This window comes from Ruegeria sp. HKCCA5491 (assembly GCF_013034565.1).
Classification (GTDB): domain Bacteria; phylum Pseudomonadota; class Alphaproteobacteria; order Rhodobacterales; family Rhodobacteraceae; genus Ruegeria.
In genome coordinates this window covers 129549-149949 of record NZ_WQGG01000010.1, presented here as the reverse complement: position 1 = coordinate 149949, position 20401 = coordinate 129549, and the positions used below count along the sequence as shown (strand labels likewise).

Genomic DNA, 20401 nt, shown 5'->3' with positions numbered 1-20401 from the left:
ATGCTTGTACAGACCATTCTGAAATCCAAGGCCACCGAGGGGGTCGTTACTGTTACCCCCGATATTACCGTGTCCGAGGCTTCGAAAATACTAGCGGAAAAACGGATTGGTACGGTCGTGGTGTCTGTGGATGGTGGGGAAACAGCATCCGGTATCCTTTCCGAACGTGACATCGTGCGGGAATTGGCCGCAAGTGGCAGTGGCTGTCTGAATCGGTCCGTCAGTGCCTATATGACGAGTGATCTGGAAACCGCAACGCGGCAGGACAGTGTGCAAGATGTTCTTCAACGCATGACGACCGGCCGCTTTCGCCACATGCCGGTTGTGGAAGACGGACAGTTGATTGGAATTGTCACCCTGGGCGATGTCGTCAAAGCGCAATTGTCAGAACTTGCAATGGAAAAGGAAGCGCTGGAAACGATGATCATGGGGCATTAATCACCCCTCAAACCTTACTTCCTATTGCACCTGCGGCAGAGTTATGTTTGCTTGCGCAGAAATTTTGTTGCGCAGGAGGCCGCGATGAGGGTTGGATTGTATCCCGGAACTTTTGATCCGATCACTTTGGGTCATATCGACATCATTCGCCGCGCTTCCGCGCTTGTCGACAAGCTAGTGATTGGCGTCGCAATTAATCGGGACAAAGGCCCCTTGTTCACCCTGGAAGAACGCGTCGCCATGATCGAGGCGGAATGCGCACTTCTGACGGAGCAAACGGGTACTGAAATCATCGCACATCCCTTTGAAAACCTTCTGATCGACTGCGCCCGCGATGTCGGCGCGCAGATTATCGTGCGTGGTTTGCGCGCGGTTGCCGACTTTGAGTATGAATTTCAAATGGTTGGCATGAATCGCGCATTGGATAATTCGGTGGAAACCGTTTTCCTGATGGCCGAAGCACGTCACCAGGCGATCGCGTCGAAACTGGTTAAAGAAATCGCCCGGCTGGACGGGGACGTATCGAAATTCGTCACACCCCGCGTCAATACAGCATTGAAAGCGCGCTTAGGATAACGCACCCATCGCCGCTGCGGTATCCAGCATCCGGTTCGAGAATCCCCATTCATTGTCATACCAGGCCAACACCCGGACCAGAGTACCGTCGGTGACCTTTGTCTCGGGCAGCGACACGGTTGAGCTGTGGGAATCGTGGTTAAAATCGACGGAGATAAGCGGGCGTTGTTCGGCCGCCAATACGCCGGGGATTTTAGCCGCCGCTTCGACAAACAAGGCGTTGACCTCGTCTTCTGTGGTCGCGCGCGAGACCTCGGCCACCAGATCAACGACCGAGACATTCGGCGTCGGCACGCGGATGGCTTGACCGGTCAGTTTGCCCTGCAACTGCGGCAATACAAGACCAACGGCGGATGCAGCACCGGTTGTTGTCGGGATCATCGACAGAGCCGCCGCGCGTGATAGATAGGGGTCCTTGCCCGCGGAATCGTGCACCGGCTGACTGGCGGTATAGGCATGAACCGTCGTCATGTTGCCATGGACAATGCCAAGGCCCGCATCCAAAGCGGCAGCGACTGGTGACAGGCAGTTTGTGGTGCACGAGGCGTTTGAAACGATGGTGTCCTGCGCCGTCAGTTCGTGGTCGTTTACGCCGAATACGACTGTTTTAACGCCATCGTCTCCACGTGCCGGGGCCGAGATCAGAACCTTTTTCGACCCGTTCTCCAGATGGCGGGCGGCTGCCTCGCGCGTGCGGAACACGCCGGTACATTCCAGGACAACGTCCACATCGGACCAGTCAAGAGTCTCAGGGTCCCGCTCGCCGGTCAGTCGGATAGGGCCTGCACCGACATCCATACCGGCATCCGACAGGGTTACGGGTTTGGAATAGCGGCCATGGACACTGTCAAACTCGAACAGATGCGCATTCATTTCCGGTTTTGCCAGATCGTTGATGGCGACGATTTCAACATCGGTCCGGCCATTTTCCATAACAGCCCGCAACACGTTGCGTCCGATGCGTCCAAATCCATTGATTGCCAGTTTGAGTGTCATGGTTTGCTCCGTCCGTGTATCGGCCATGTTCTAGTTAGCGCTAACAACGTCAGAACGACGAAAAAGTCAAGCAAAACCTCTGTCATCGCCAGAAGGCGATCCAATCCAGAAAGGCATAGAATTTCTTGCCGAGGAACACGAAATGTTCGGGTCCAAACAGGGCAAAGTCCAGAAAAGCGCCGCCCAGAAGCAATAGACCCAGCCAGATTGCGATTTGATTGGTCATTTGGGCCCCGAACGAAAACACCCGCCCAGATAACCTGAGCGGGTAAATATGTTCAAGATTTCAACGACGTCTTAGTTAAGACGCCCCATCGCAACAGCGACGTCGGCCATACGCACCGAGAAGGCCCATTCGTTGTCGTACCACGCCAGCACCCGGACCATGCGGTCATTGACGACGCGAGTCTGGTCCGGCGCGAAGATCGAGCTTTCTTCGGTATGGTTGAAGTCGGTCGAAACCAGCGGCGCGGGCTCATAGCCCAGCACGCGCTGCATATGACCTTGCGAGGCTTCGCGGACGATGGCGTTCACTTCGTCCACGCTTACGTCACGCGCCGCGCGGAAGGTCAGGTCTACGGCAGAAACATTCGGCGTCGGAACACGGATGGCTGATCCATCCAGACGCCCCTTTAGGTTAGGCAGCACTTCACCCAGCGCCTTGGCCGCGCCGGTCGAGGTCGGGATCATCGACATAGCAGCGGCACGGGCGCGGTACAGGTCGCTGTGGCGACGGTCTAGTGTGGGCTGGTCGCCTGTATAGGCGTGGATCGTGGTCATTATGCCATGCTCGATCCCGATACCTTCGTCCAGAACCTTGGCAAGCGGGGCAAGGCAGTTCGTGGTGCAAGAACCATTCGAGACCATCTTGTCTTCTGTGGCCAGGCTGTTGTGGTTCACGCCATACACGATGGTTTTGTCGACATTCTTGCCAGGCGCGGACAACAGAACCTTTTGCGCGCCGCGCTCAAGGTGAGTCTTTGCCTTCAGGCCGTCGTTGAACTTGCCGGTACATTCAAGAACGACGTCGCAGCCTTCCCAGTCCAGTTCGTTCATATCGTAGGTCGAGAACATCTGCATCGGACCACGGCCCAAATCCATCGTATTGCCGTTGATGGCAACGTCACGAGGGAACCGGCCATGGACGCTGTCGTACTTCAGTAGGTGCGCGGTGGTTTCCAGCGGGCCGGTCGCGTTGACCTTGATCACTTCGATGTCGTTGCGGGCCGATGCCGCGATATGCGACAGGGTGCAGCGGCCGATACGGCCAAAACCATTGATGCCGACCTTGATGGTCATCTGACGTCTCCAAAATGCGCTTGCGTTGCAGGCGATATAGCGGCCCGAACGCGTTCCCAAAAGAGTAAAAGTGACATATTCTGAACGTGTTAGCGCAAACCTCGACCGGTATCGCTAACGCTTGCGCTAGCCGTGGGATCGGGTAGGGTCGGATTGCGGCAGGTGACTGGAAAGGAAGCAGCATGAGCGGTCTTTTGGCATTGTTGGATGACGTGGCGGGGATCGCAAAGGTTGCGGCGGCGTCAGTTGACGATGTGGTTGCTGCAGCGGGCAAGGCCGGGGCAAAAACTGCAGGCGTGATAATCGACGACGCGGCAGTTACCCCCAAATACGTTCAGGGCTTTGCTCCGGCCCGAGAGCTGCCGATTATATGGCGCATTGCGCGCGGTTCGGTGTTCAACAAGGTTGTTTTGTTGTTGCCCGTCGCCTTGTTGCTAGCGAATTTCGCGCCTTGGATGATCACGCCCTTGTTGATGTTGGGGGGGTCTTATTTGTGTTTTGAAGGGGCGGAGAAGATTTTCCACGTCCTTTTTCCGCACGGCAGCCATGTCATCAAAGAGGATATGGCCATCCGCGAACCGGGCCAGCTGGAAGAGCAAAAGGTCAAAGGGGCGATAAAGACAGACTTTATCCTGTCCGCCGAGATCATGACCATTGCGTTAGCCGCAGTTGAGGCCCCGAACCTTTGGATGCAGGCGGCCACTCTGGCCGTTGTGGGTGTCGGTGTCACGGTTGCGGTATATGGCTCGGTGGCGCTGATCGTAAAGATGGATGATATCGGGCTGTACATGGCACAGAACGCGTTCACCCCGATCGGGCGCGGGTTCGGTCGTGGGTTGGTCAAGGCGATGCCCATTGTCATGAAGGTTCTGTCCGTTGTCGGCACGGCTGCAATGTTGTGGGTCGGCGGGTCAATCCTCATTCATGGCATGGAAGAACTGGGCTTTGGCTGGTTGGGCCACCACATTCACGACTGGGCTTATGCGCTGGGGCATACCGTGTCCGAGCAATGGACCGGTGCCGTGGAGTGGATATCCAAGGCCGCGATGGATGGTGTGTTTGGTCTTGCCTACGGGCTGGTGCTGATTCCAATTGCAACCAAGATTATCGCGCCATTGATGGCTATGTTTTCGGGGCCAGACAAACAGCATTGAATACTCTGTTTTGACGTCGGGTCGTTATGGCCGGAAGCTAAACTACAGTTAAGCTGTGGGCTGAATTGCAAGAATCGGAAACCAAATGTCGTCTCACACCTTAGCCGAGGTTCTTGAGAGCCGTATGCCGGAAGGCGATGGTCTTAGCTATTCCGTACCAACCAACTGGATGCAAGGGCGGACAACGTTCGGCGGTTTTTCCTCGGCGCTTATGTTGGATGCGGTTCACACTAAGCATCAGGATCTACCGTCCTTGCGCTCGGCCCTGGTGAATTTCACCGCTCCTATTGGAACCTCGCCGACGATCGGCACCGAGGTTCTAAGGCAGGGGCGGAACGTGACTATCATCAATGCCCGTGCTGAGATTGACGGGAAGGTCGCTGCGATGGCGACTTTTTCCTTTGGTTATCCTCAGGATAGCCACGTAGCGTTCGAATGCCCGGCAAATTCAGCAGAGGAACCCGAAAACACGGGGTATTATTTTCCGCCAGATTTACCCAAGCCGCCCATACCGTTTCTGCAAAATTTTGATGTTAGGCTGATCGACGGTGCTTTGCCTTTCTCAGGCGCTGAGAAAGGGTACATGCGCCTTTGGGCACGGCATAAAGATCCGTGCATGTGGGACCGGATGGAAGGGTTGATCTCGGTTGCTGATCTGCCGCCGCCTGCAATCTATCCAACGCTCAAAAAGCCGGGTCCAAACTCATCGATGAACTGGATTTTCAATGTGTTGGCCGAAGAGATCAGGACGCGAGAAGGCTGGTGGTTGCTGGAACATCAACTGACTGCGGGGCGAAACGGTTATAGCTCTCAAGTCATGCGGGTCTGGAACACCGACGGTGACCTTGTTGTAGACGGGATGCAGTCAGTTATCATCTTTGTTTAACAAAAAAGCCCCGGCGCAGGCCGGGGCTTTTGACGTTATTGCTGCCGGGATCAACCCAGCAGTTCTTTAACCTTCGCAACTGCAGCCTCAGCCGTGATGCCAAAATGCTTGTACAGTTCGCTCGCTGGGGCCGAGGCACCAAAGCTCGACATGCCGATGAAACCGGCCTTGGCTTCGCGGCCGCGTTCACCCAGCAACCAGCGATCCCAGCCACCCGCGCGAACGGCGGCTTCGATGCCTACACGGACGGGACCAGCCGGAAGAACACGCTTACGATATGCTTCGTCCTGCTGTGCAAACAGTTCCATGCAGGGCATGGACACAACGCGGGTGCCTATGCCTTCGGCTTCAAGCATCGCTTTGGCTTCCATCGCCAGCGACACTTCGGAGCCGGTGGCAATCAGGATGGCCTGACGTTTGCCCTCGGCCTCGGCCAAAACATAAGCGCCCTGAGCGGTCAGGTTCTTGGTCTTGTGCTGGGTCCGAACGGTCGGCACGCCCTGACGGGTCAGCGACAGGACCGATGGGCTGCCCTTGAAGGTCAGCGCCAATTCCCAGGCTTCGGCCGTTTCAACCGTGTCAGCGGGGCGGAACACATAGGTGTTCGGCGTCGCGCGTGAAATTGCCAGATGTTCGACCGGCTGGTGAGTCGGGCCGTCTTCGCCCAGACCGATGGAATCGTGTGTCATCACGAAGACCGACGGCACTTTCATCAGCGCGGCCAGACGCATCGACGGGCGAGCATAATCGGTGAAGGCCATAAATGTCCCGCCATAGGGGCGGATACCGCCATGCAGCGCCATACCGTTCATCGCAGCGGCCATGCCGTGTTCACGGATACCGTAATGGATGTAACGGCCCTTGCGGTTTTCCGGCAGAAACACACCCATATCAGCCGACTTAGTATTGTTCGAGCCAGTCAGGTCGGCCGAACCGCCCACGGTTTCGGTCATGATCGGGTTGACGACGTTCAGAACCTTTTCCGACGAGGCGCGGGTGGCCAGTTTTGGCTGGTCTTCCGACATCTGTTTTTTGAATGAACGGATTGCACCGGCCAGTTTCTTGGGTGCTTCGAACGCATAGGCGCGGTTGAACTCGGCCTGCTTACGCTCGGATAGCGCAGCAAAGCGGGCCTCCCACGCGGTGCGCTCGGCACTCCCACGCGCGCCGATTGCTTCCCATGCGGTCTTCACGTTGGCGGGGATTTCGAACGCGTCATGCGGCCAGCCATAGCCTTCCTTGGCGGCCTTCAGTTGATCTTGATCCGTCAGCGCCCCGTGACCTTTCGAGGTATCCTGCGCTGCGTGACCCAAAGCGATGTGGCTTTCGCAGGCGATCATGGTCGGCTTGTTCGATTTTTTCGCATCCACGATTGCGGCGTCGATGGCCTGCGGGTCGTGACCGTCAATCTCAATCACATGCCAGCCCGAGGCCGCAAAACGGCGCACCTGATCGGTGCGATCAGCGATGTCCACGGTGCCGTCAATGGTGATGTTGTTGTTGTCCCAGAAGACGATCAGCTTGCTTAGTTCATGACGACCGGCAAGGGTGATCGCCTCTTGGCTGACGCCCTCCATTAGGCACCCATCGCCCGCGATCACGTAAGTGTAGTGATCGACGACTTTCTTGCCGTAATGTGCACGCTGGATTTCTTCGGCCATGGCAAAGCCCACGGCGTTCGAAATACCCTGACCCAGCGGGCCAGTTGTGGTTTCAATTCCGTCGACAAGGAAGTTTTCCGGGTGGCCCGCGGTTTTCGCGCCCAGTTGGCGGAAGTTCTTGATCTCGTCCAGCGTAACGTCTGCATGGCCTGTGAGATAGAGCAGCGAATAGACCAGCATCGAGCCGTGTCCGGCAGACAGGATAAACCGGTCGCGGTCCGGCCAGTTCGGGGCAGAGGCGTCAAATTTCAGGTGCTTTTCGAACAGCACGGTCGCAACATCGGCCATACCCATGGGCATGCCGGAATGGCCGGAATTGGCGGCCGCGACGGCGTCGAGGGTCAGTGTGCGGATGGCCGCAGCTTTGTCCCAGTGTTCGGGGTTTGCATTGCGCAGCGCAGTCAGGTCCACGGGCGTTGTTCCTTTGGATTACAGGCAGATGGGCCGCTCAATACCACTCAGCCCTCAAAGTGCAAGCATAACTGGGGGTTGCGTCATATTCATGGATCAAGAACGCAGTCCAAGTTGTTGAAAGCAAAGAGTGGGTATTTTCTGCGCCGTTGGGTTAGACTAGAGCAAGACGCGGATTATGTTGATTCGGATGAACCGCGACACAAGGAACCTTGATAAAGAGGTGGCAGGGGCATGAGCCAGATCGAAGAATTACACCGCCGTATCGTCTCTGCGATGGAGAGAATTGGAACCGGGGTCGATGCCTTACAGAACGCAGCTCCGACCGGGGCAGTCCAAGACGATAGCTTGCGCGCGGCACTGGATGATGAACGTGTCGCCAATGCGCAGTTGGAAGAACGCCTGAAAACACTGAAACAGCGGCACGAACAAGAAGTCGACGCAATGCGTGCTGACATGGAAAGCCTGCGTTCAGCACCGTCCGACCACCCCGAAAACGGCGCATTGCGAGAGCAGTTGGCCGAAGCGACTGCGAAGCTAGAGGCGGTTGAAGCCGCTCGCGCGGAGTTGGCGGACGCAAAGGCCGCCTTGGAAAATCAGGATGAGGTCGAAACGCTTCGCACAGAGAATGAGCAACTGAGGGCCGCGGCAACAAAATCTCAGGAACTGGAAGCCGAGAACGCCCGATTGAAATCCGAATTGGCCGATAGTGAGCGTGTAGCCGAACTTAATTCGGAACTTGAGATGTTGCGCGCGGAGCGCAGCAGCCATGGTGCCGCAATGTCCAGATTGGATGATGATCTGCAACGTATGCGCAAAGCCAATGAGCAGTTGCGCAAGTCTGTTGATGAGCTTCGGGCAGCGTCGCAGAACGGTCTGCCCGATGCGGAACTGTTGAACCGGGCCACAGTGGCGGAACTGGAAGCAACCCGCGCGGCGCAGGCAACAGATGCTGCCGAAGCCCATGCAGTTCTGGCGCGTTTGGAACCGCTGTTGTCGCGAGCGAAACTGGCTGATGGGGAGGTGGAGTAATGCCCGAAGTAACCATTCAAATAGGTGGCCGTGGCTTTGATGTCTCTTGTCAGGAGGGGGAGGAAGTATTCCTGCAAGCCGCTGCAAAAATGCTGGATGACGAGGCGCAGGTATTGTCAGACCAGATTGGGCGTATGCCCGAGTCGCGAATGCTTCTTATGGCCGGGTTGATGCTTGCGGATAAGACCGCAGCGAATGATGACAAGATCAAGATGCTTGAACGTAAGTTGTCCGAGGTGGAAGCAGAGGTCAAAACCCTTCGTGAGATGCCAAAGCCAGAGCCCGAAAGGGTGGAAGTCGCAGTTGTGCCGCCGTCGGTGACGGATACGCTGGCGGAACTGGCTGCAAGGGCTGAGGCCCTGGCCTCGGTCATCGAAGACAAAACAGCAGGATAACGCATGTTCAGGATTGGCATTATTGCCGCTGCGATGCTTGCGTCAGGCGGATCGGCGCAGGCTGAGATCGACATCCTGCCTGTGACATTCACCTGTGAGAACAACGTCTCGCTTCAAGTGACGTATTTCAACGCGACTGACGGATCTAGCGCGGCGGCGATGTTGGTTGATGACACCCTGATCTCACTTAAGCAAGCACCCAGCGCCTCGGGTATCCGCTATGAATCTACGGGTGAGGAAGGCACTTATATTCTGCGGTCCAAAGGCTGGGATGCCATGGTCAGCTTTCTGGCGACGGGCGACGCCGCCAGTGAGCAGGACATTCTAAAGGATTGCTCCAGCCGTTAATCAGGCGTTCGCTTCGCGGATTTTGTCCGCAGCATCTTTGTCGTAGCCAACACCGTTGTCATCAAAAAGCGTGTCCAATTCACCCGACAGGGTCATCTCGGTGATGATATCGCACCCGCCGACGAATTCGCCTTTGACATACAGTTGCGGAACAGTCGGCCAGTCGGAGTAATCCTTGATACCCTGACGGACCTCTTCGTCGGACAGAACGTTTACGTCGGTATAGTCGACCCCCATGTAATTCAGCACACCAGCCACGCGGGACGAGAACCCACACTGAGGCATTTCCTTGGTGCCTTTCATATACAACACCACGTCGTTGGCTTTGACGGTTTCGTCGATCTGGGTCTTAACGTCGCTCATCCTGCGTTTCCTTGTCGATAGCGCTCATGAGCGCCAGTTTCGTGTTCAATTCGTTCGTTTTCCACCCGCACCTTAGTCATATTGGCAATCTTCAGCCTCAAAGGTGGTTCTTCGTCGTGACAAGGGATTTCCGGCCAAATTGAAAAAGCCAGAAGTTCCAAAGCCACTCGCGTTATTAGGGCGCCTTAGTCGTTAACGCCAGCGCGTGTAGTTCTCCATCTGGGCCGTCCATTTTGCCTTTCAAGGCTGCATAGACCGCGCGCTGCTGTTGAACCCTGTTTTTTCCGCGAAAACTCTCATCCACAACCATGGCGGACATGTGTACACCATCGTTGCCGCCGACTTGAATTTCCGCATCCGGAAAAGCTTCGCGCAGCAGGTGTTCGATTTCGTGGGCGCTCATCGGCATGTAGGTAACTCCTGAAGGTCTTTCCCAAGATGTAGAGTGCCCGGGCGGGGCGTGCAAGGGTGTGGTGTCGGGCTAAAACGCACAAAACCTGCGCTTGAAACAGCGCAGGTTTCGCATTGCAAATCCCTGTTAAGATCAGGCGACAGCGGCGGCAAAGCTGCTGCGGAACGTCCCGGTCAATTCCTCTAGCGGGGCTTCCGAGCTTCCGATGCGAACCGCGTCTTTGGTGAAACGGCCAACCGAGGCCACTGGTACACCCGCCTGGGCTGCAGCAATCATCAGCGCCTCGGCCTGATCAAAGTTGCAGGCGACCAGATAACGGGCCTGATCTTCACCAAACAGAAACTCGGTCGAAGCTTCGTCGAGGCAAACGCCCACACCAGCCGCCTCGGCCAATTCAAACGCGGCCAGCGCAAGGCCGCCATCGGCCAGGTCGGTGCAGGCTTTGATCATCTCGCGGTTGGCGCGGATAAAATCGCCATTGCGCTTTTCTGCGTCCAGATCGACATGGGGCGCATCGCCGTCTTCGCGGTTGAACACCTCGGCCAGCAGGGCAGATTGGCCCAGATGGCCAGTCGTTTCACCGATAACCAGCGCCACATGACCCTCACGTACTTCGTTGCCGATGATGTCATCTGTATGGGCCAGTAAACCAACCGCGCCGATGGTCGGGGTCGGCAGGATCGCCTGACCGTCGGTTTCGTTATAAAGCGACACGTTGCCCGACACGATGGGCATGTCCAGCGCGGCGACGGCTTCTCCGATGCCTTTGATCGCGCCGACGAACTGGCCCATGATCTCGGGCTTTTCGGGGTTGCCGAAGTTCAGGTTGTCGGTTGTCGCCAGCGGAGTGGCCCCAACAGCGGTCAGGTTTCGATAGGCTTCGGCCACCGCCTGCTTGCCGCCTTCAACGGGGTTGGCGCGCACATAGCGGGGCGTCACGTCGCTGGTGAAGGCCAGAGCCTTGTCGGTCCCATGCACGCGGACCATACCAGCGCCCAGACCCGGCGTGCGGGCGGTGTCGGCCATGACCATGGTGTCGTACTGTTCATAGACCCATTGCTTGCCCGCATAGTTGGGCGAGGAGAGCAGGGCGCGCAGACCGTCGATCGGATCAATCTGCGGAACTTCGGCCAATTCTTCGGCTTCCGGCGTCGCGACCCATGGGCGGTCATACTCAGGCGCGGTCGAGGAGAGTTTCGACAGGACCAGATCAGCTTTGACCTCACCATTGTGGACGATAAGGAAGCGGTCCTCGGCAATGGTTTCGCCAACGATCGCGAAATCCAGATCCCATTTTTCGAACACGGCGCGGGCTTCGGCTTCAAGCTCGGGCTTGAGGACCATCAGCATCCGTTCCTGAGATTCCGAAAGCATCATCTCATAGGCGGTCATGTTCTCTTCGCGCTGGGGGACGTTTTCCAGATCCAGACGCACGCCAAGGCCGCCCTTGTCGCCCATTTCAACCGCAGAGCAGGTCAGGCCCGCAGCCCCCATGTCCTGAATCGAGATCACGGCACCGGTCTGCATCAACTCCAGCGTTGCTTCCATCAGGCGCTTTTCGGTGAAGGGGTCGCCGACCTGAACGGTGGGGCGCTTTTCCTCGATCGTGTCGTCGAATTCGGCCGAGGCCATGGTTGCGCCACCCACGCCGTCGCGGCCTGTCTTAGCGCCCAGATACACGACTGGCATCCCGACGCCCGAGGCAGCCGAGTAGAATATCTTGTCACTGTCGGCCAGACCGGCGGCGAAGGCGTTTACAAGGCAGTTGCCGTTATAGGCAGAGTGAAATCGAACCTCACCGCCCACACAAGGAACGCCAAAGCAGTTGCCATAGCCGCCAATGCCCTCGACCACGCCATTCACAAGCTGACGGGTTTTGTGGTGGCCGGGTTCACCAAAGGAAAGCGCATTCATCGACGCGATGGGCCGCGCGCCCATAGTGAAGACGTCGCGCAGGATGCCGCCGACACCGGTCGCCGCGCCTTGATAAGGCTCGATATACGAGGGGTGATTGTGGCTTTCCATTTTGAACACCACGGCCTGACCATCGCCGATATCGACCACACCCGCATTTTCACCGGGTCCGCAGATCACCTGAGGGCCCGAGGTGGGCAGGGTGCGCAGCCATTTCTTGGACGACTTGTACGAACAATGTTCGTTCCACATGGCCGAGAAGATGCCCAGCTCTGTAAAGGTCGGCTCGCGCCCGATGATCTCGAGGATCATGTCATATTCGTCGGGCTTCAGCCCGTGTGCGGCAATCAGATCCGGGGTGATGGCGGGCTCTTGCATCGTCTGTCCTGTGTCCAAAGGGGCCGAGATTGCGCGCCTTGTAGGGCAAGGACGCGCCCGTGGGAAGAGTCAAGTCACCGCAGGGCGGTCTAGATGAACAAAATCGGGCCCCGCAATCGTGCAGGGCCCGTGTATTGAATAATAAAGAGCCGGGTCAGGCGGGTGCTTCGCCCTTGTTGACGGCATCCGCTGCGGCTGCTCCGACCGCCGCCTTTTGTTCTTCCGTCAGGTTCTCGGCTTCTTCCAAACCGGGGATCGCCACGCGCACTTCGCGGCGGGCAAAGTCGATGCCGTTTTCCTTGAAGGCCGCTTTCACGCGATTGAAGATTTCCTTGCGCAACGTGAACTGCTTGCCCGGTTTGGCCATGAACTTACCTCGGATGATCATGCCAACATCGTCGAAATCAAACACACCCTGAGATTTGAATGGCTGAAGGAACCCGTCTTTGTGGGTTTCGTCTGCCATCATCTCGGCCCCAATCTTCTTGAAGATCTTTTTGACTTTGTTTGGATCGGTATCGAATGGAACGGTGAACTTGAGCTTCATGATCACCCAGTCGCGGCTGAAATTGGTCAGTTTCTGAATCTCGCCGTACGGGATCGTGTGAACCGGTCCGCGGTGGTGTCGCAGTTGCATGGAGCGGATCGAAATCTTCTCGACCGTTCCCATTGTGCCGCCAACATCGACATATTCACCGACGCGGAAGGCATCATCAATCAGGAAGAAGATGCCACCGACGATATCAGCCACCAACTTCTGTGCGCCAAAACCAATGGCCAGACCGAGAACACCAGCACCGGCCAGCAGCGGGGTGATGTTGATACCCAGCGCCCCCAGCGCCAGCAGCACAAAGATTACCGCGATCGAGACTTGTGCCGTCACGCGCAGCAAGGGCAAAACCGTCGCCAGACGTGATCCGCCAGCACCGCCGCCTTCGCCAGCTTCCTCGTCGGGGCTTTGTTCCGCTGCGGTCTGTTCCTTGGCCAGCCGGCGGTTGATCCACAGAGATACCGCTTCGTTCAGAATGTAGCCGACTGCGATGATGATAAAGAACTGAATGACCTTGCTGCCGGATTCCGTGCCACCGCCCGCAATCTCTTGCAGATCCAGATCCCAGGCGTTCGCGATCATTAGAATGATCAGGATACCGGCCAGAACACGGCCAATGCGGATATAGCTGCGCTTGGTCGACTTGTAGGCGCGTTCTGCAACCGGTCCATCGCCCAGCATCGGAGGCTGAAGATGACGCACGAGCCCGCGGATCAGCGTATCCAACGCCGGAGCGATCAGAAGCCAGAACATGGTGGTGAAATGGGCACCATGCGCCAGCAACTCGAACACGGCCGGGTTGCGCTGTGCCGAAAGGTATTCAACAAGCAGCCATGTACCCGCCGAGACACCTATGGCCAGATATGGATATAGGCGCGCGACTTCTTCGTCGAAACGCGTGCGGTCAGGGTCAGACCCCCGCATCATGTCAGACAGCCCATCGCGTGCGCGCCATGCGATTACGCCAATATAGATATGAATCGCGGTATTGAGCCAGAATCCCAAGCGCGATTCACCCGGCATGACACCATTGAGCGCATTAAAGTCCAGAATGAACAGCGTGAAGCCGATCAGCAGGAACAGGCCAATCAGGTTCCGATGCAGGTACTTTGCCCAATGGTCGTCGACGTTCACAAGCCGCAGGTCGTGCTGTTTGGGCGCCAAAATAAACCGCGAGATAGCCGCGCCCAGACGCGGGAACCAGATCATGTAGAATACAAAGGGGGCCGCCTGAGCTATCTGCTGTTCGTTCAACAACTGCCGTCCGACAAAAACGAGGGTGTAATAAAAGACCAGCAGGCCCAGAAACTCAAACAGGAATCGTTTGAATAGAAAGGTCACGGCCCCACGAAGGTTCGATGATGCGTCGCCATCGACGACCTTGATCCAGCGGCGCGTCCACAGACCGACGACGTTTTCCGCCGCATACCCAATCGCCAGCGCCAGGAACGTAAATCCAAACAGTGACATGAGGCCACTTGAACCGAAGGTCGCTCCGAAATTCGAGAAAGCCTCGACCTGGGCGCTTACCAGCAGGGGTATCTTTCGGATCACATCCAGCCATGAGGCGGTCATGCTGGTGACGGTGTCAGAAATTGTTTGAATCAGGCCCTTTCTGGCCTGAGTGGTTTCGGCCTGTTGCGCCGCCACAGCATCGAGACGTTCCAGCAAAATGGCGCGAACCTGATCGTCGGACATGCGCGCAACAAGGTCGTCCACCTGCTCGGGTGTCAGATCCTCGGGAATTGAGATGGAGGCTGTCGAACCGGAAGTACCGCTTTCCTGCGCGGCCAGAGGCCCTGAAAGTAAAATAACTGACAGCATCGCCAAAAGCAGGCGAAATGGGTGAAACATCGAATCTGTCCTCGAACACATCTATTGGTATTTTTTTCGGATCATAGGTCTAAGTGCCCGGCATTCCCAGATGTTTCACCAACTCAGGGCCCGTTCTGATGCTTGAAGGCAAAAAAAAGGCCGAGCACTAAGCTCGGCCATAGTCCAACAGGGAGGTATGAAGATGATGAGCGTTTCAGCATCACCGCCTTCGAGTGCTCATTTAGGGATCAGTTTATGAACGATCAAGATTTTTCAGACTGATGAATGGGAATGTCCGCTATGCCTTTCGTGCATAGCTAAAGTTTTCCCATTTGCTTCAATTGCTTGCGTTGTTCAATAATTTCATCCTGAACAAAGTCCCTAAACGCCGCAACGCGCTTGGAATGGCGCAATTCCTCGGGGTAGGCGAGGTAAACGGGAACATCGGCGGCTTCGATATCGCTCAAAATCGGAACCAGATGCGGGAAATCCTGGGTCACATAGTCCGGCAAGACACCGATACCAAGATTGTGCAAAACGCCCTGCAAAACGCCGAAATAGTTGTTCACTGTCAGCAACGACCCGGGGTTATAGGTCATAAGATGGCGAACCATTGATGCACTTGCGCCTACTTGTGGGGCTGCCGGAGTTTGACAAATCAGCCGATGGGTCGAAATTTCCTCGAGTGACCCGGGCGTACCGTTTTCGGCAAGGTATTCCTTTGTCGCATAAAGCTGCATCTGCACGGTCATCAACCGTTTGCGAACAAGGTCGGCCTGGCTGGGTTCCTTCATACGGATGGCGACGTCGGCCTCGCGCATTGGCAGGTCCAGCACACGTTCTTCCAGCATCAGGTCGATATTCAGGTCAGGATATTGCTCATAAAGTTTCGGGAGGCGCGGTGCCAACCAAAGCGTTCCGAACCCGAAGGTCGTTGTGACGCGCAGAACACCAAAAACCTCTTCTTCACTGTCGCGGATGCGTGCTGCCGCAGCATCCAGTCGTTTGGACATGGCCGAGGTTGCGTCGAACAACAGCTCACCTTGTTCGGTCAGGATCAAGCCGCGGGCGTGACGGTGAAACAGGGTCGAATCAAGCGATTCTTCCAATGCCCGAATTTGGCGGCTTACGGCGGATTGCGACAGGTTCAGTCGATCGCCCGCATGGGTCAGACTGCCTGCATCGGCCACTGCATGAAATATCCTAAGCTTGTCCCAGTCCATCGCCGCAACTTTCGTTATCCTTCGGAATGCCTATATGAAATAGGTAACAACTTCCACATTCAAACGGTGAAATCCTTATGTTTCAGAGGATAAACCCTATACAGGTCAGGAATTGTGACCTAATATGTGTATAAATGAAGCACACTGATCTGACGAGGGGAGACGTCTGATGAGTCAGCCACTGATATCACTAAATGACCGGTTCGATCTGGAGAAGAACCCGGTTCTGCTGAACGGAACACAGGCTTTGGTGCGCCTGATGTTGATCCAGAAAGCACTGGACAAACAAGCGGGACTAGACACAGCGGGTTTGGTTACCGGGTATCGGGGATCACCGCTTGGGGCCGTTGATCAGCAGATGATCCGTGCTCAGAAGCAATTGGCCGAAAGCGATGTAACTTTTCAGTACGGTTTGAACGAAGACCTCGCGGCCACCGCTCTGTGGGGCAGCCAACAGGCTGGTTTGCGTGGGGATGGAAAATACGACGGTGTCTTCGGCCTTTGGTACGGCAAAGGTCCCGGTGTTGACCGATCTGGTGACGTGATGCGCCATGCGAATATGGCTGGTACGGCCAAGCACGGCGGCGTTCTAATGGCGATGGGCGATGACCACACTGGCGAAAGCTCGACCGTATTGCATCAATCCGAGTGGTCACTGGTCGACACCTATATGCCCGTGGTCAGCCCGGCCGGGGTTCAGGAAATTCTGGATTACGGTGTCTATGGATTTGCACTCAGCCGGTTTGCCGGCGTCTGGGTTGGCCTGAAGACGATGAAGGACACGATCGAAGTGACGTCCGTCGTGGATGGCAGCGTTGACCGAATGAAGGTGATAACGCCGGACTTTGAGATGCCTGAGGGTGGCTTGAACATCCGGCTTGGCGACACACCGCACCTGCAAGAAGCGCGGATCATAGACTATAAGCGGTTCGCGGCGGAAACATTCTCGCGCGCCAACAAGATGGACAAGCGGGTTTGGGGTAAACCCGGTGCCAAGATCGGTTTTGTCGCTGCCGGGAAGAACTGGCTTGACCTTGTTCACGCCATGTCACTTTTGAACATCGACGAGGCCGAGGCCGAACGGCTTGGGATCACGACCTATAAAGTCGGGCAGACATTCCCGCTGGACATGGCCGGGTTCCACGAATGGGCCGAAGGGCTGGACCTGATCGTGATCGTCGAGGAAAAGCGCAAGCTGATCGAAGTACAGGTCAAAGAAGCCATTTTCGATGATCGCCGGGGGCGCCGGGTCTATGGATGGTACAAGGGCGGTGCAGGTACGCTGCACCGGGAAGAGCTTTTCCCGACACGTGGTGCACTTGACCCGATTATGATCGCCGAGAAATTAGGAGAAATCCTGATCGAGGAAGGTCGTGAAACCGACGGCATTCGCGGCGGCCTCGATTCGTTGTCCGCAGCCCGACGCGCTGACAACGCCGAAGAGATCGCAACACGCCTTCCGTATTTCTGTTCGGGCTGTCCGCATAACAGCTCGACCAAAGTGCCTGACGGAAGCCGCGCTTATGCCGGCATCGGGTGTCACTATATGGTTCAGTGGATGGACAGGAATACGTCCGGCTTTACCCAAATGGGCGGAGAGGGCGCGAACTGGATCGGTGAAGAGCCGTTCTCGACCACTCAGCACGTTTTCCAGAACCTTGGGGACGGCACCTATAACCACTCGGGTGTGCAAGCCATCCGGGCGGCATTGTCTGCGGGAACGAACATCACCTTCAAGATCCTGTTCAATGACGCGGTTGCTATGACCGGCGGGCAGGGGAACGAGGGCGATCTGACCGCCGAGCGGATCGTAGCCGAAGTTAAGGCGATGGGCGTAAAGGACGTTGCTTTGGTCTATGACGAGAAAGAGGATGTGAACTTCAAGGCTCTGCCCGCCGGGGTCGAGACATTCGAACGCGCGGAACTCATGCAGGTTCAGGAGCGGTTCCGAGACATCGAAGGAGTTTCCGTCATCGTCTACGTACAGACTTGCGCTGCCGAAAAACGGCGGCGTCGCAAGCGCGGTACTTTCCCCGATCCGGACAAGCGGGTGTTCATCAATACCGATATCTGCGAGGGCTGCGGCGATTGCGGCATTCAGTCGAACTGTGTGTCGATCGTGCCCCAAGAGACGGAACTGGGGCGCAAGCGCGCGATTGATCAATCCAGTTGCAACAAGGATTTTTCCTGTTTGAAAGGGTTTTGTCCGTCTTTTGTAACTCTGGAAGGGGCGGAAATCCGCAAAGAAGCCACGACCGAGATTGACCTGCCTGACCTGCCTTTGCCCACTCTGCCGACGATCCACGGCACTCATAACGTGGTGATTACCGGTATTGGCGGCACCGGGGTTGTTACACTTGGCGCGGTTTTGGCGCAGGCCGCTCAGATCGACGGCAAAGGCGCCGGGATGATGGAGATGGCTGGACTGGCGCAAAAAGGTGGCGCGGTGCACATTCACTGTCGCCTAGCCGACCGGCCCGAAGACATCAGCGCAATTCGCGTCGCTACGGGTGAAGCCCACGCATTGATCGGCGGTGACCTTGTTGTGTCCGCCGGGTCCGCGACGCTTGGTCTGACCCGCGCAGGGCAGACAGGAGCAGTGGTGAACAGCCACGAGACAGTCACGGGTGACTTCACCCGTGACACCAAGTTCCGCATTCCAGGTGACAGGTTGGAATTGGCATTGCAGGCGCGTTTGAAGGACGACGTTTCCCTGTTCGATGCCACCGAACTGGCGCGTGCCGTAATGGGCAATTCGATCTATTCCAACATGATGGTGTTTGGGGCCGCGTGGCAACGCAGGTTGCTACCAATCAGCCATGAGGCCGTTTTGACTGCGATCGAGCTGAATGGAACTGCGGTTGAGCGCAATAAACGGGCATTCGACATTGGACGCTGGGCCGTTTTGCACCCCGAAAAGGTCGGTGAAATTCTGCGCCCCAAGGTCGCCGAACTGCCCAAAACTCTGGATCAACTGATCGAGTTCCGGGCAAGCCATCTATCCGAGTACCAAAGTGCCCGGCTGGCAAAGCGATATAGGAAACTGATTGACTCGTTCGAAGATACGGAAATCAAAGAGGCTGCAGCAAAAGGGTATCACAAGCTGTTGTCCTATAAGGATGAATACGAGGTTGCTCGCTTGCTGTTGTCCAGTCGCGAAAAGGCTGCTGCTGAATTCGATGGGGACTTCAAGATGACCTTCCACCTTGCCCCTCCATTGCTGGGCGGCACCGGACCGGACGGACGTCCACGCAAACGCGATTTTGGCGAATGGATGCTGGGTCCGCTTAAGATAATGAGCAAGTTCAAATTCCTGCGCGGTACACCGTTGGATATCTTCGGCTACAGCGCGGAACGGCGCATGGAGCGTGCTTTGATCAAGCAATATGAGCGTGATTTCAAAGAGGTGTCTTCGCTGATCACGCCGCAGACAAAAGACGCCGTTGTTGCGTTGGCCCAGTTGCCACTGGATATCCGGGGTTTCGGACCTGTTTTGAAGGAAAACGAGGCCAAAGCAGCCAAGCGTCGCGAAGAACTGCTGGCAACGATCCGAAGCGGAGGGCCCGATTTGCGCGCGGCAGCCGAGTAAATCGTCACAGCCCTGTCACGATATCTAGGCAAACTTGATGCCTGCACATAAATAGCAGGCAACAAACCCCGGAGTCGTCCATGCCCTCGCGCCGCCATGTCGCTCGTGACATTTCTTATGCTTATTCCGCCGAAACCAAAGGTGGACGCATAGTCATTAAGCTGATGGAGAATACAACCGGCCGGATGCGGCTGATCAAGCGGGCCGACGGGTACGAGAAAGAAGTCGCCAACGGGCGCGATTTCTGGTCGGTGATGGTGGATCGGTACGGGCTTTCGCTGGATGTGGTTGGCGGGTCACTGGCGAATATTCCCAAGACTGGGCCGTTGATCCTGATCGCCAATCATCCCTATGGCATTCTGGACGGGATGATGATGGGGCATATGCTATCCCAGACCCGTGGCGATTTCCGCATTCTGGCGAACAGAGTGTTCCGCAAGGCCGAGGACCTGAACCGCATCGTCCTGCCAATTTCGTTTGATGACACGAAAGAGGCGGTGAAGCTGAACCTGGAGACTCGGAAAACAGCCTTGAACTACCTGGGTGAGGGTGGCGCAATCGGCATTTTCCCCGGTGGCACTGTCAGCACGGGCGCAAAGCCGTTTTCCCACCCGATGGATCCGGGGTGGCGTGGATTCACCGCGCGGATGGTCGCCAAGTCGAATGCTACTGTGGTTCCTGTCTTTTTCGACGGCCACACCTCGCGCCTGTTTCAGATCGCCAGCCATCTGCACAGCACCCTACGTATGGGTTTGTTGATAAAAGAGTTCAAAAAACGCGTAGATACACCTGTCAAAGTCGCCATCGGAGAGCCGATTGGCCGCGACGTTCTGAACCCTTTGGCGAAGGATACGCGCAAGATGATGGATTTCCTGCGCAAAGCCACGTATGAGCTGTCTCCAAAGCCGCTAAGGTCCTATGACTACGGCTATGAATTCGAGGAACGGCATCGCGCCTGAAG

The 20401-nt window shown here is 56.6% G+C and carries 18 protein-coding genes; 9 read left to right on the top strand and 9 right to left on the bottom strand.

The window, feature by feature from the left end; translation table 11 throughout:
- Both GOV88_RS14475 and coaD read left to right on the top strand, forming a co-directional pair.
- Complete coding sequence (locus GOV88_RS14475; RefSeq protein ID WP_171121331.1) at window positions 1-438, top strand: CBS domain-containing protein; 438 nt, start codon at window positions 1-3, stop codon at window positions 436-438.
- An 84-nt stretch (window positions 439-522) separates the two neighbouring features.
- Complete coding sequence (gene coaD / locus GOV88_RS14470; RefSeq protein WP_171125207.1) at window positions 523-1014, top strand: pantetheine-phosphate adenylyltransferase; 492 nt, start codon at window positions 523-525, stop codon at window positions 1012-1014.
- On the opposite strand, the gene gap (GOV88_RS14465) is transcribed toward coaD, so the two are convergent.
- The 3 genes from gap (GOV88_RS14465) to gap (GOV88_RS14455) form a co-directional block, all read right to left on the bottom strand.
- Entirely contained in the window at window positions 1006-2010 is a 1005-nt protein-coding gene (gene gap / locus GOV88_RS14465) for a type I glyceraldehyde-3-phosphate dehydrogenase (RefSeq protein WP_171240872.1), read from the bottom strand. The genes coaD and gap (GOV88_RS14465) overlap by 9 nt on opposite strands.
- Window positions 2011-2092: 82 nt before the next feature.
- The gene (locus tag GOV88_RS14460; protein WP_171125203.1) at window positions 2093-2236 is read right to left on the bottom strand and encodes a hypothetical protein; all 144 of its coding nucleotides are present in this window, start codon (window positions 2234-2236) and stop codon (window positions 2093-2095) included.
- Between the two features lie 71 nt (window positions 2237-2307).
- Window positions 2308-3309, bottom strand: coding sequence for a type I glyceraldehyde-3-phosphate dehydrogenase (gap, locus tag GOV88_RS14455; protein WP_171240871.1), 1002 nt, complete (start codon window positions 3307-3309; stop codon window positions 2308-2310).
- A 182-nt stretch (window positions 3310-3491) separates the two neighbouring features.
- Here gap (GOV88_RS14455) and GOV88_RS14450 point away from each other — a divergent pair, with 182 nt between their 5' ends.
- Together GOV88_RS14450 and GOV88_RS14445 are read left to right on the top strand one after the other, a co-directional pair.
- Window positions 3492-4463, top strand: coding sequence for a DUF808 domain-containing protein (locus GOV88_RS14450; RefSeq protein ID WP_171125199.1), 972 nt, complete (start codon window positions 3492-3494; stop codon window positions 4461-4463).
- Window positions 4464-4548: 85 nt separating this feature from the next.
- A complete protein-coding gene (locus GOV88_RS14445; RefSeq protein WP_171240870.1) occupies window positions 4549-5349 on the top strand; it encodes a thioesterase family protein in 801 nt (266 codons plus the stop codon).
- Window positions 5350-5399: 50 nt separating this feature from the next.
- Here the strand turns inward: GOV88_RS14445 and tkt are convergent, their stop codons facing one another.
- Window positions 5400-7421 carry a transketolase gene (gene tkt, locus GOV88_RS14440; RefSeq protein WP_171240869.1) on the bottom strand — a complete coding sequence of 674 codons (2022 nt, stop codon included), beginning with the start codon at window positions 7419-7421 and terminating at the stop codon, window positions 5400-5402.
- Window positions 7422-7655: 234 nt separating this feature from the next.
- On the opposite strand from tkt, the gene GOV88_RS14435 reads away from it, so the two are divergent.
- From GOV88_RS14435 to GOV88_RS14425, 3 genes are read left to right on the top strand one after another with little or no spacing between them, the layout of a single operon-like run.
- A complete protein-coding gene (locus GOV88_RS14435) occupies window positions 7656-8453 on the top strand; it encodes a hypothetical protein (RefSeq protein ID WP_171240868.1) in 798 nt (265 codons plus the stop codon).
- Window positions 8453-8848: a cell division protein ZapA gene (locus GOV88_RS14430; protein WP_171121340.1), complete on the top strand. Its 396-nt coding sequence runs from the start codon at window positions 8453-8455 to the stop codon at window positions 8846-8848. The genes GOV88_RS14435 and GOV88_RS14430 overlap by 1 nt, the downstream gene beginning before the upstream one ends.
- A 3-nt stretch (window positions 8849-8851) precedes the next feature.
- Window positions 8852-9196, top strand: a complete 345-nt coding sequence (locus GOV88_RS14425) for an MliC family protein (protein ID WP_171240867.1) — start codon at window positions 8852-8854, stop codon at window positions 9194-9196.
- On the opposite strand, the gene grxD is transcribed toward GOV88_RS14425, so the two are convergent.
- The 5 genes from grxD to GOV88_RS14400 form a co-directional block, all read right to left on the bottom strand.
- On the bottom strand, window positions 9197-9559 hold the full coding sequence (grxD, locus tag GOV88_RS14420; protein WP_171121342.1) for a Grx4 family monothiol glutaredoxin: 363 nt from the start codon (window positions 9557-9559) through the stop codon (window positions 9197-9199). It abuts the gene before it with no gap.
- A 175-nt stretch (window positions 9560-9734) separates the two neighbouring features.
- A complete protein-coding gene (locus GOV88_RS14415; protein WP_171240866.1) occupies window positions 9735-9968 on the bottom strand; it encodes a BolA/IbaG family iron-sulfur metabolism protein in 234 nt (77 codons plus the stop codon).
- 135 nt (window positions 9969-10103) lie between these two features.
- The gene (gene purL, locus GOV88_RS14410; RefSeq protein WP_171240865.1) at window positions 10104-12263 is read right to left on the bottom strand and encodes a phosphoribosylformylglycinamidine synthase subunit PurL; all 2160 of its coding nucleotides are present in this window, start codon (window positions 12261-12263) and stop codon (window positions 10104-10106) included.
- A 154-nt stretch (window positions 12264-12417) separates the two neighbouring features.
- On the bottom strand, window positions 12418-14667 hold the full coding sequence (locus GOV88_RS14405; RefSeq protein WP_171211547.1) for a mechanosensitive ion channel family protein: 2250 nt from the start codon (window positions 14665-14667) through the stop codon (window positions 12418-12420).
- Between the two features lie 278 nt (window positions 14668-14945).
- On the bottom strand, window positions 14946-15851 hold the full coding sequence (locus GOV88_RS14400) for a LysR family transcriptional regulator (protein WP_171121346.1): 906 nt from the start codon (window positions 15849-15851) through the stop codon (window positions 14946-14948).
- Window positions 15852-16020: 169 nt separating this feature from the next.
- Between GOV88_RS14400 and GOV88_RS14395 the strand changes: the two genes are divergently transcribed.
- Together GOV88_RS14395 and GOV88_RS14390 are read left to right on the top strand one after the other, a co-directional pair.
- Window positions 16021-19440, top strand: coding sequence for an indolepyruvate ferredoxin oxidoreductase family protein (locus GOV88_RS14395; RefSeq protein WP_171240864.1), 3420 nt, complete (start codon window positions 16021-16023; stop codon window positions 19438-19440).
- 80 nt (window positions 19441-19520) lie between these two features.
- Entirely contained in the window at window positions 19521-20399 is an 879-nt protein-coding gene (locus tag GOV88_RS14390) for a lysophospholipid acyltransferase family protein (RefSeq protein ID WP_171240863.1), read from the top strand.
- Window positions 20400-20401: the final 2 nt, after the last annotated feature.

Excerpts from the sequence above, each read along its gene's own strand:
- GOV88_RS14475 (WP_171121331.1), top strand. The coding sequence starts at position 1 with ATGCTTGTACAGACCATTCTGAAATCCAAGGCCACCGAGGGGGTCGTT.
- coaD (WP_171125207.1), top strand. The coding sequence starts at position 523 with ATGAGGGTTGGATTGTATCCCGGAACTTTTGATCCGATCACTTTGGGT.
- gap (WP_171240872.1), bottom strand. The coding sequence starts at position 2,010 with ATGACACTCAAACTGGCAATCAATGGATTTGGACGCATCGGACGCAAC.
- GOV88_RS14460 (WP_171125203.1), bottom strand. The coding sequence starts at position 2,236 with ATGACCAATCAAATCGCAATCTGGCTGGGTCTATTGCTTCTGGGCGGC.
- gap (WP_171240871.1), bottom strand. The coding sequence starts at position 3,309 with ATGACCATCAAGGTCGGCATCAATGGTTTTGGCCGTATCGGCCGCTGC.
- GOV88_RS14450 (WP_171125199.1), top strand. The coding sequence starts at position 3,492 with ATGAGCGGTCTTTTGGCATTGTTGGATGACGTGGCGGGGATCGCAAAG.
- GOV88_RS14445 (WP_171240870.1), top strand. The coding sequence starts at position 4,549 with ATGTCGTCTCACACCTTAGCCGAGGTTCTTGAGAGCCGTATGCCGGAA.
- GOV88_RS14435 (WP_171240868.1), top strand. The coding sequence starts at position 7,656 with ATGAGCCAGATCGAAGAATTACACCGCCGTATCGTCTCTGCGATGGAG.
- GOV88_RS14430 (WP_171121340.1), top strand. The coding sequence starts at position 8,453 with ATGCCCGAAGTAACCATTCAAATAGGTGGCCGTGGCTTTGATGTCTCT.
- GOV88_RS14425 (WP_171240867.1), top strand. The coding sequence starts at position 8,852 with ATGTTCAGGATTGGCATTATTGCCGCTGCGATGCTTGCGTCAGGCGGA.
- grxD (WP_171121342.1), bottom strand. The coding sequence starts at position 9,559 with ATGAGCGACGTTAAGACCCAGATCGACGAAACCGTCAAAGCCAACGAC.
- GOV88_RS14415 (WP_171240866.1), bottom strand. The coding sequence starts at position 9,968 with ATGCCGATGAGCGCCCACGAAATCGAACACCTGCTGCGCGAAGCTTTT.
- purL (WP_171240865.1), bottom strand. The coding sequence starts at position 12,263 with ATGCAAGAGCCCGCCATCACCCCGGATCTGATTGCCGCACACGGGCTG.
- GOV88_RS14405 (WP_171211547.1), bottom strand. The coding sequence starts at position 14,667 with ATGTTTCACCCATTTCGCCTGCTTTTGGCGATGCTGTCAGTTATTTTA.
- GOV88_RS14400 (WP_171121346.1), bottom strand. The coding sequence starts at position 15,851 with ATGGACTGGGACAAGCTTAGGATATTTCATGCAGTGGCCGATGCAGGC.
- GOV88_RS14395 (WP_171240864.1), top strand. The coding sequence starts at position 16,021 with ATGAGTCAGCCACTGATATCACTAAATGACCGGTTCGATCTGGAGAAG.
- GOV88_RS14390 (WP_171240863.1), top strand. The coding sequence starts at position 19,521 with ATGCCCTCGCGCCGCCATGTCGCTCGTGACATTTCTTATGCTTATTCC.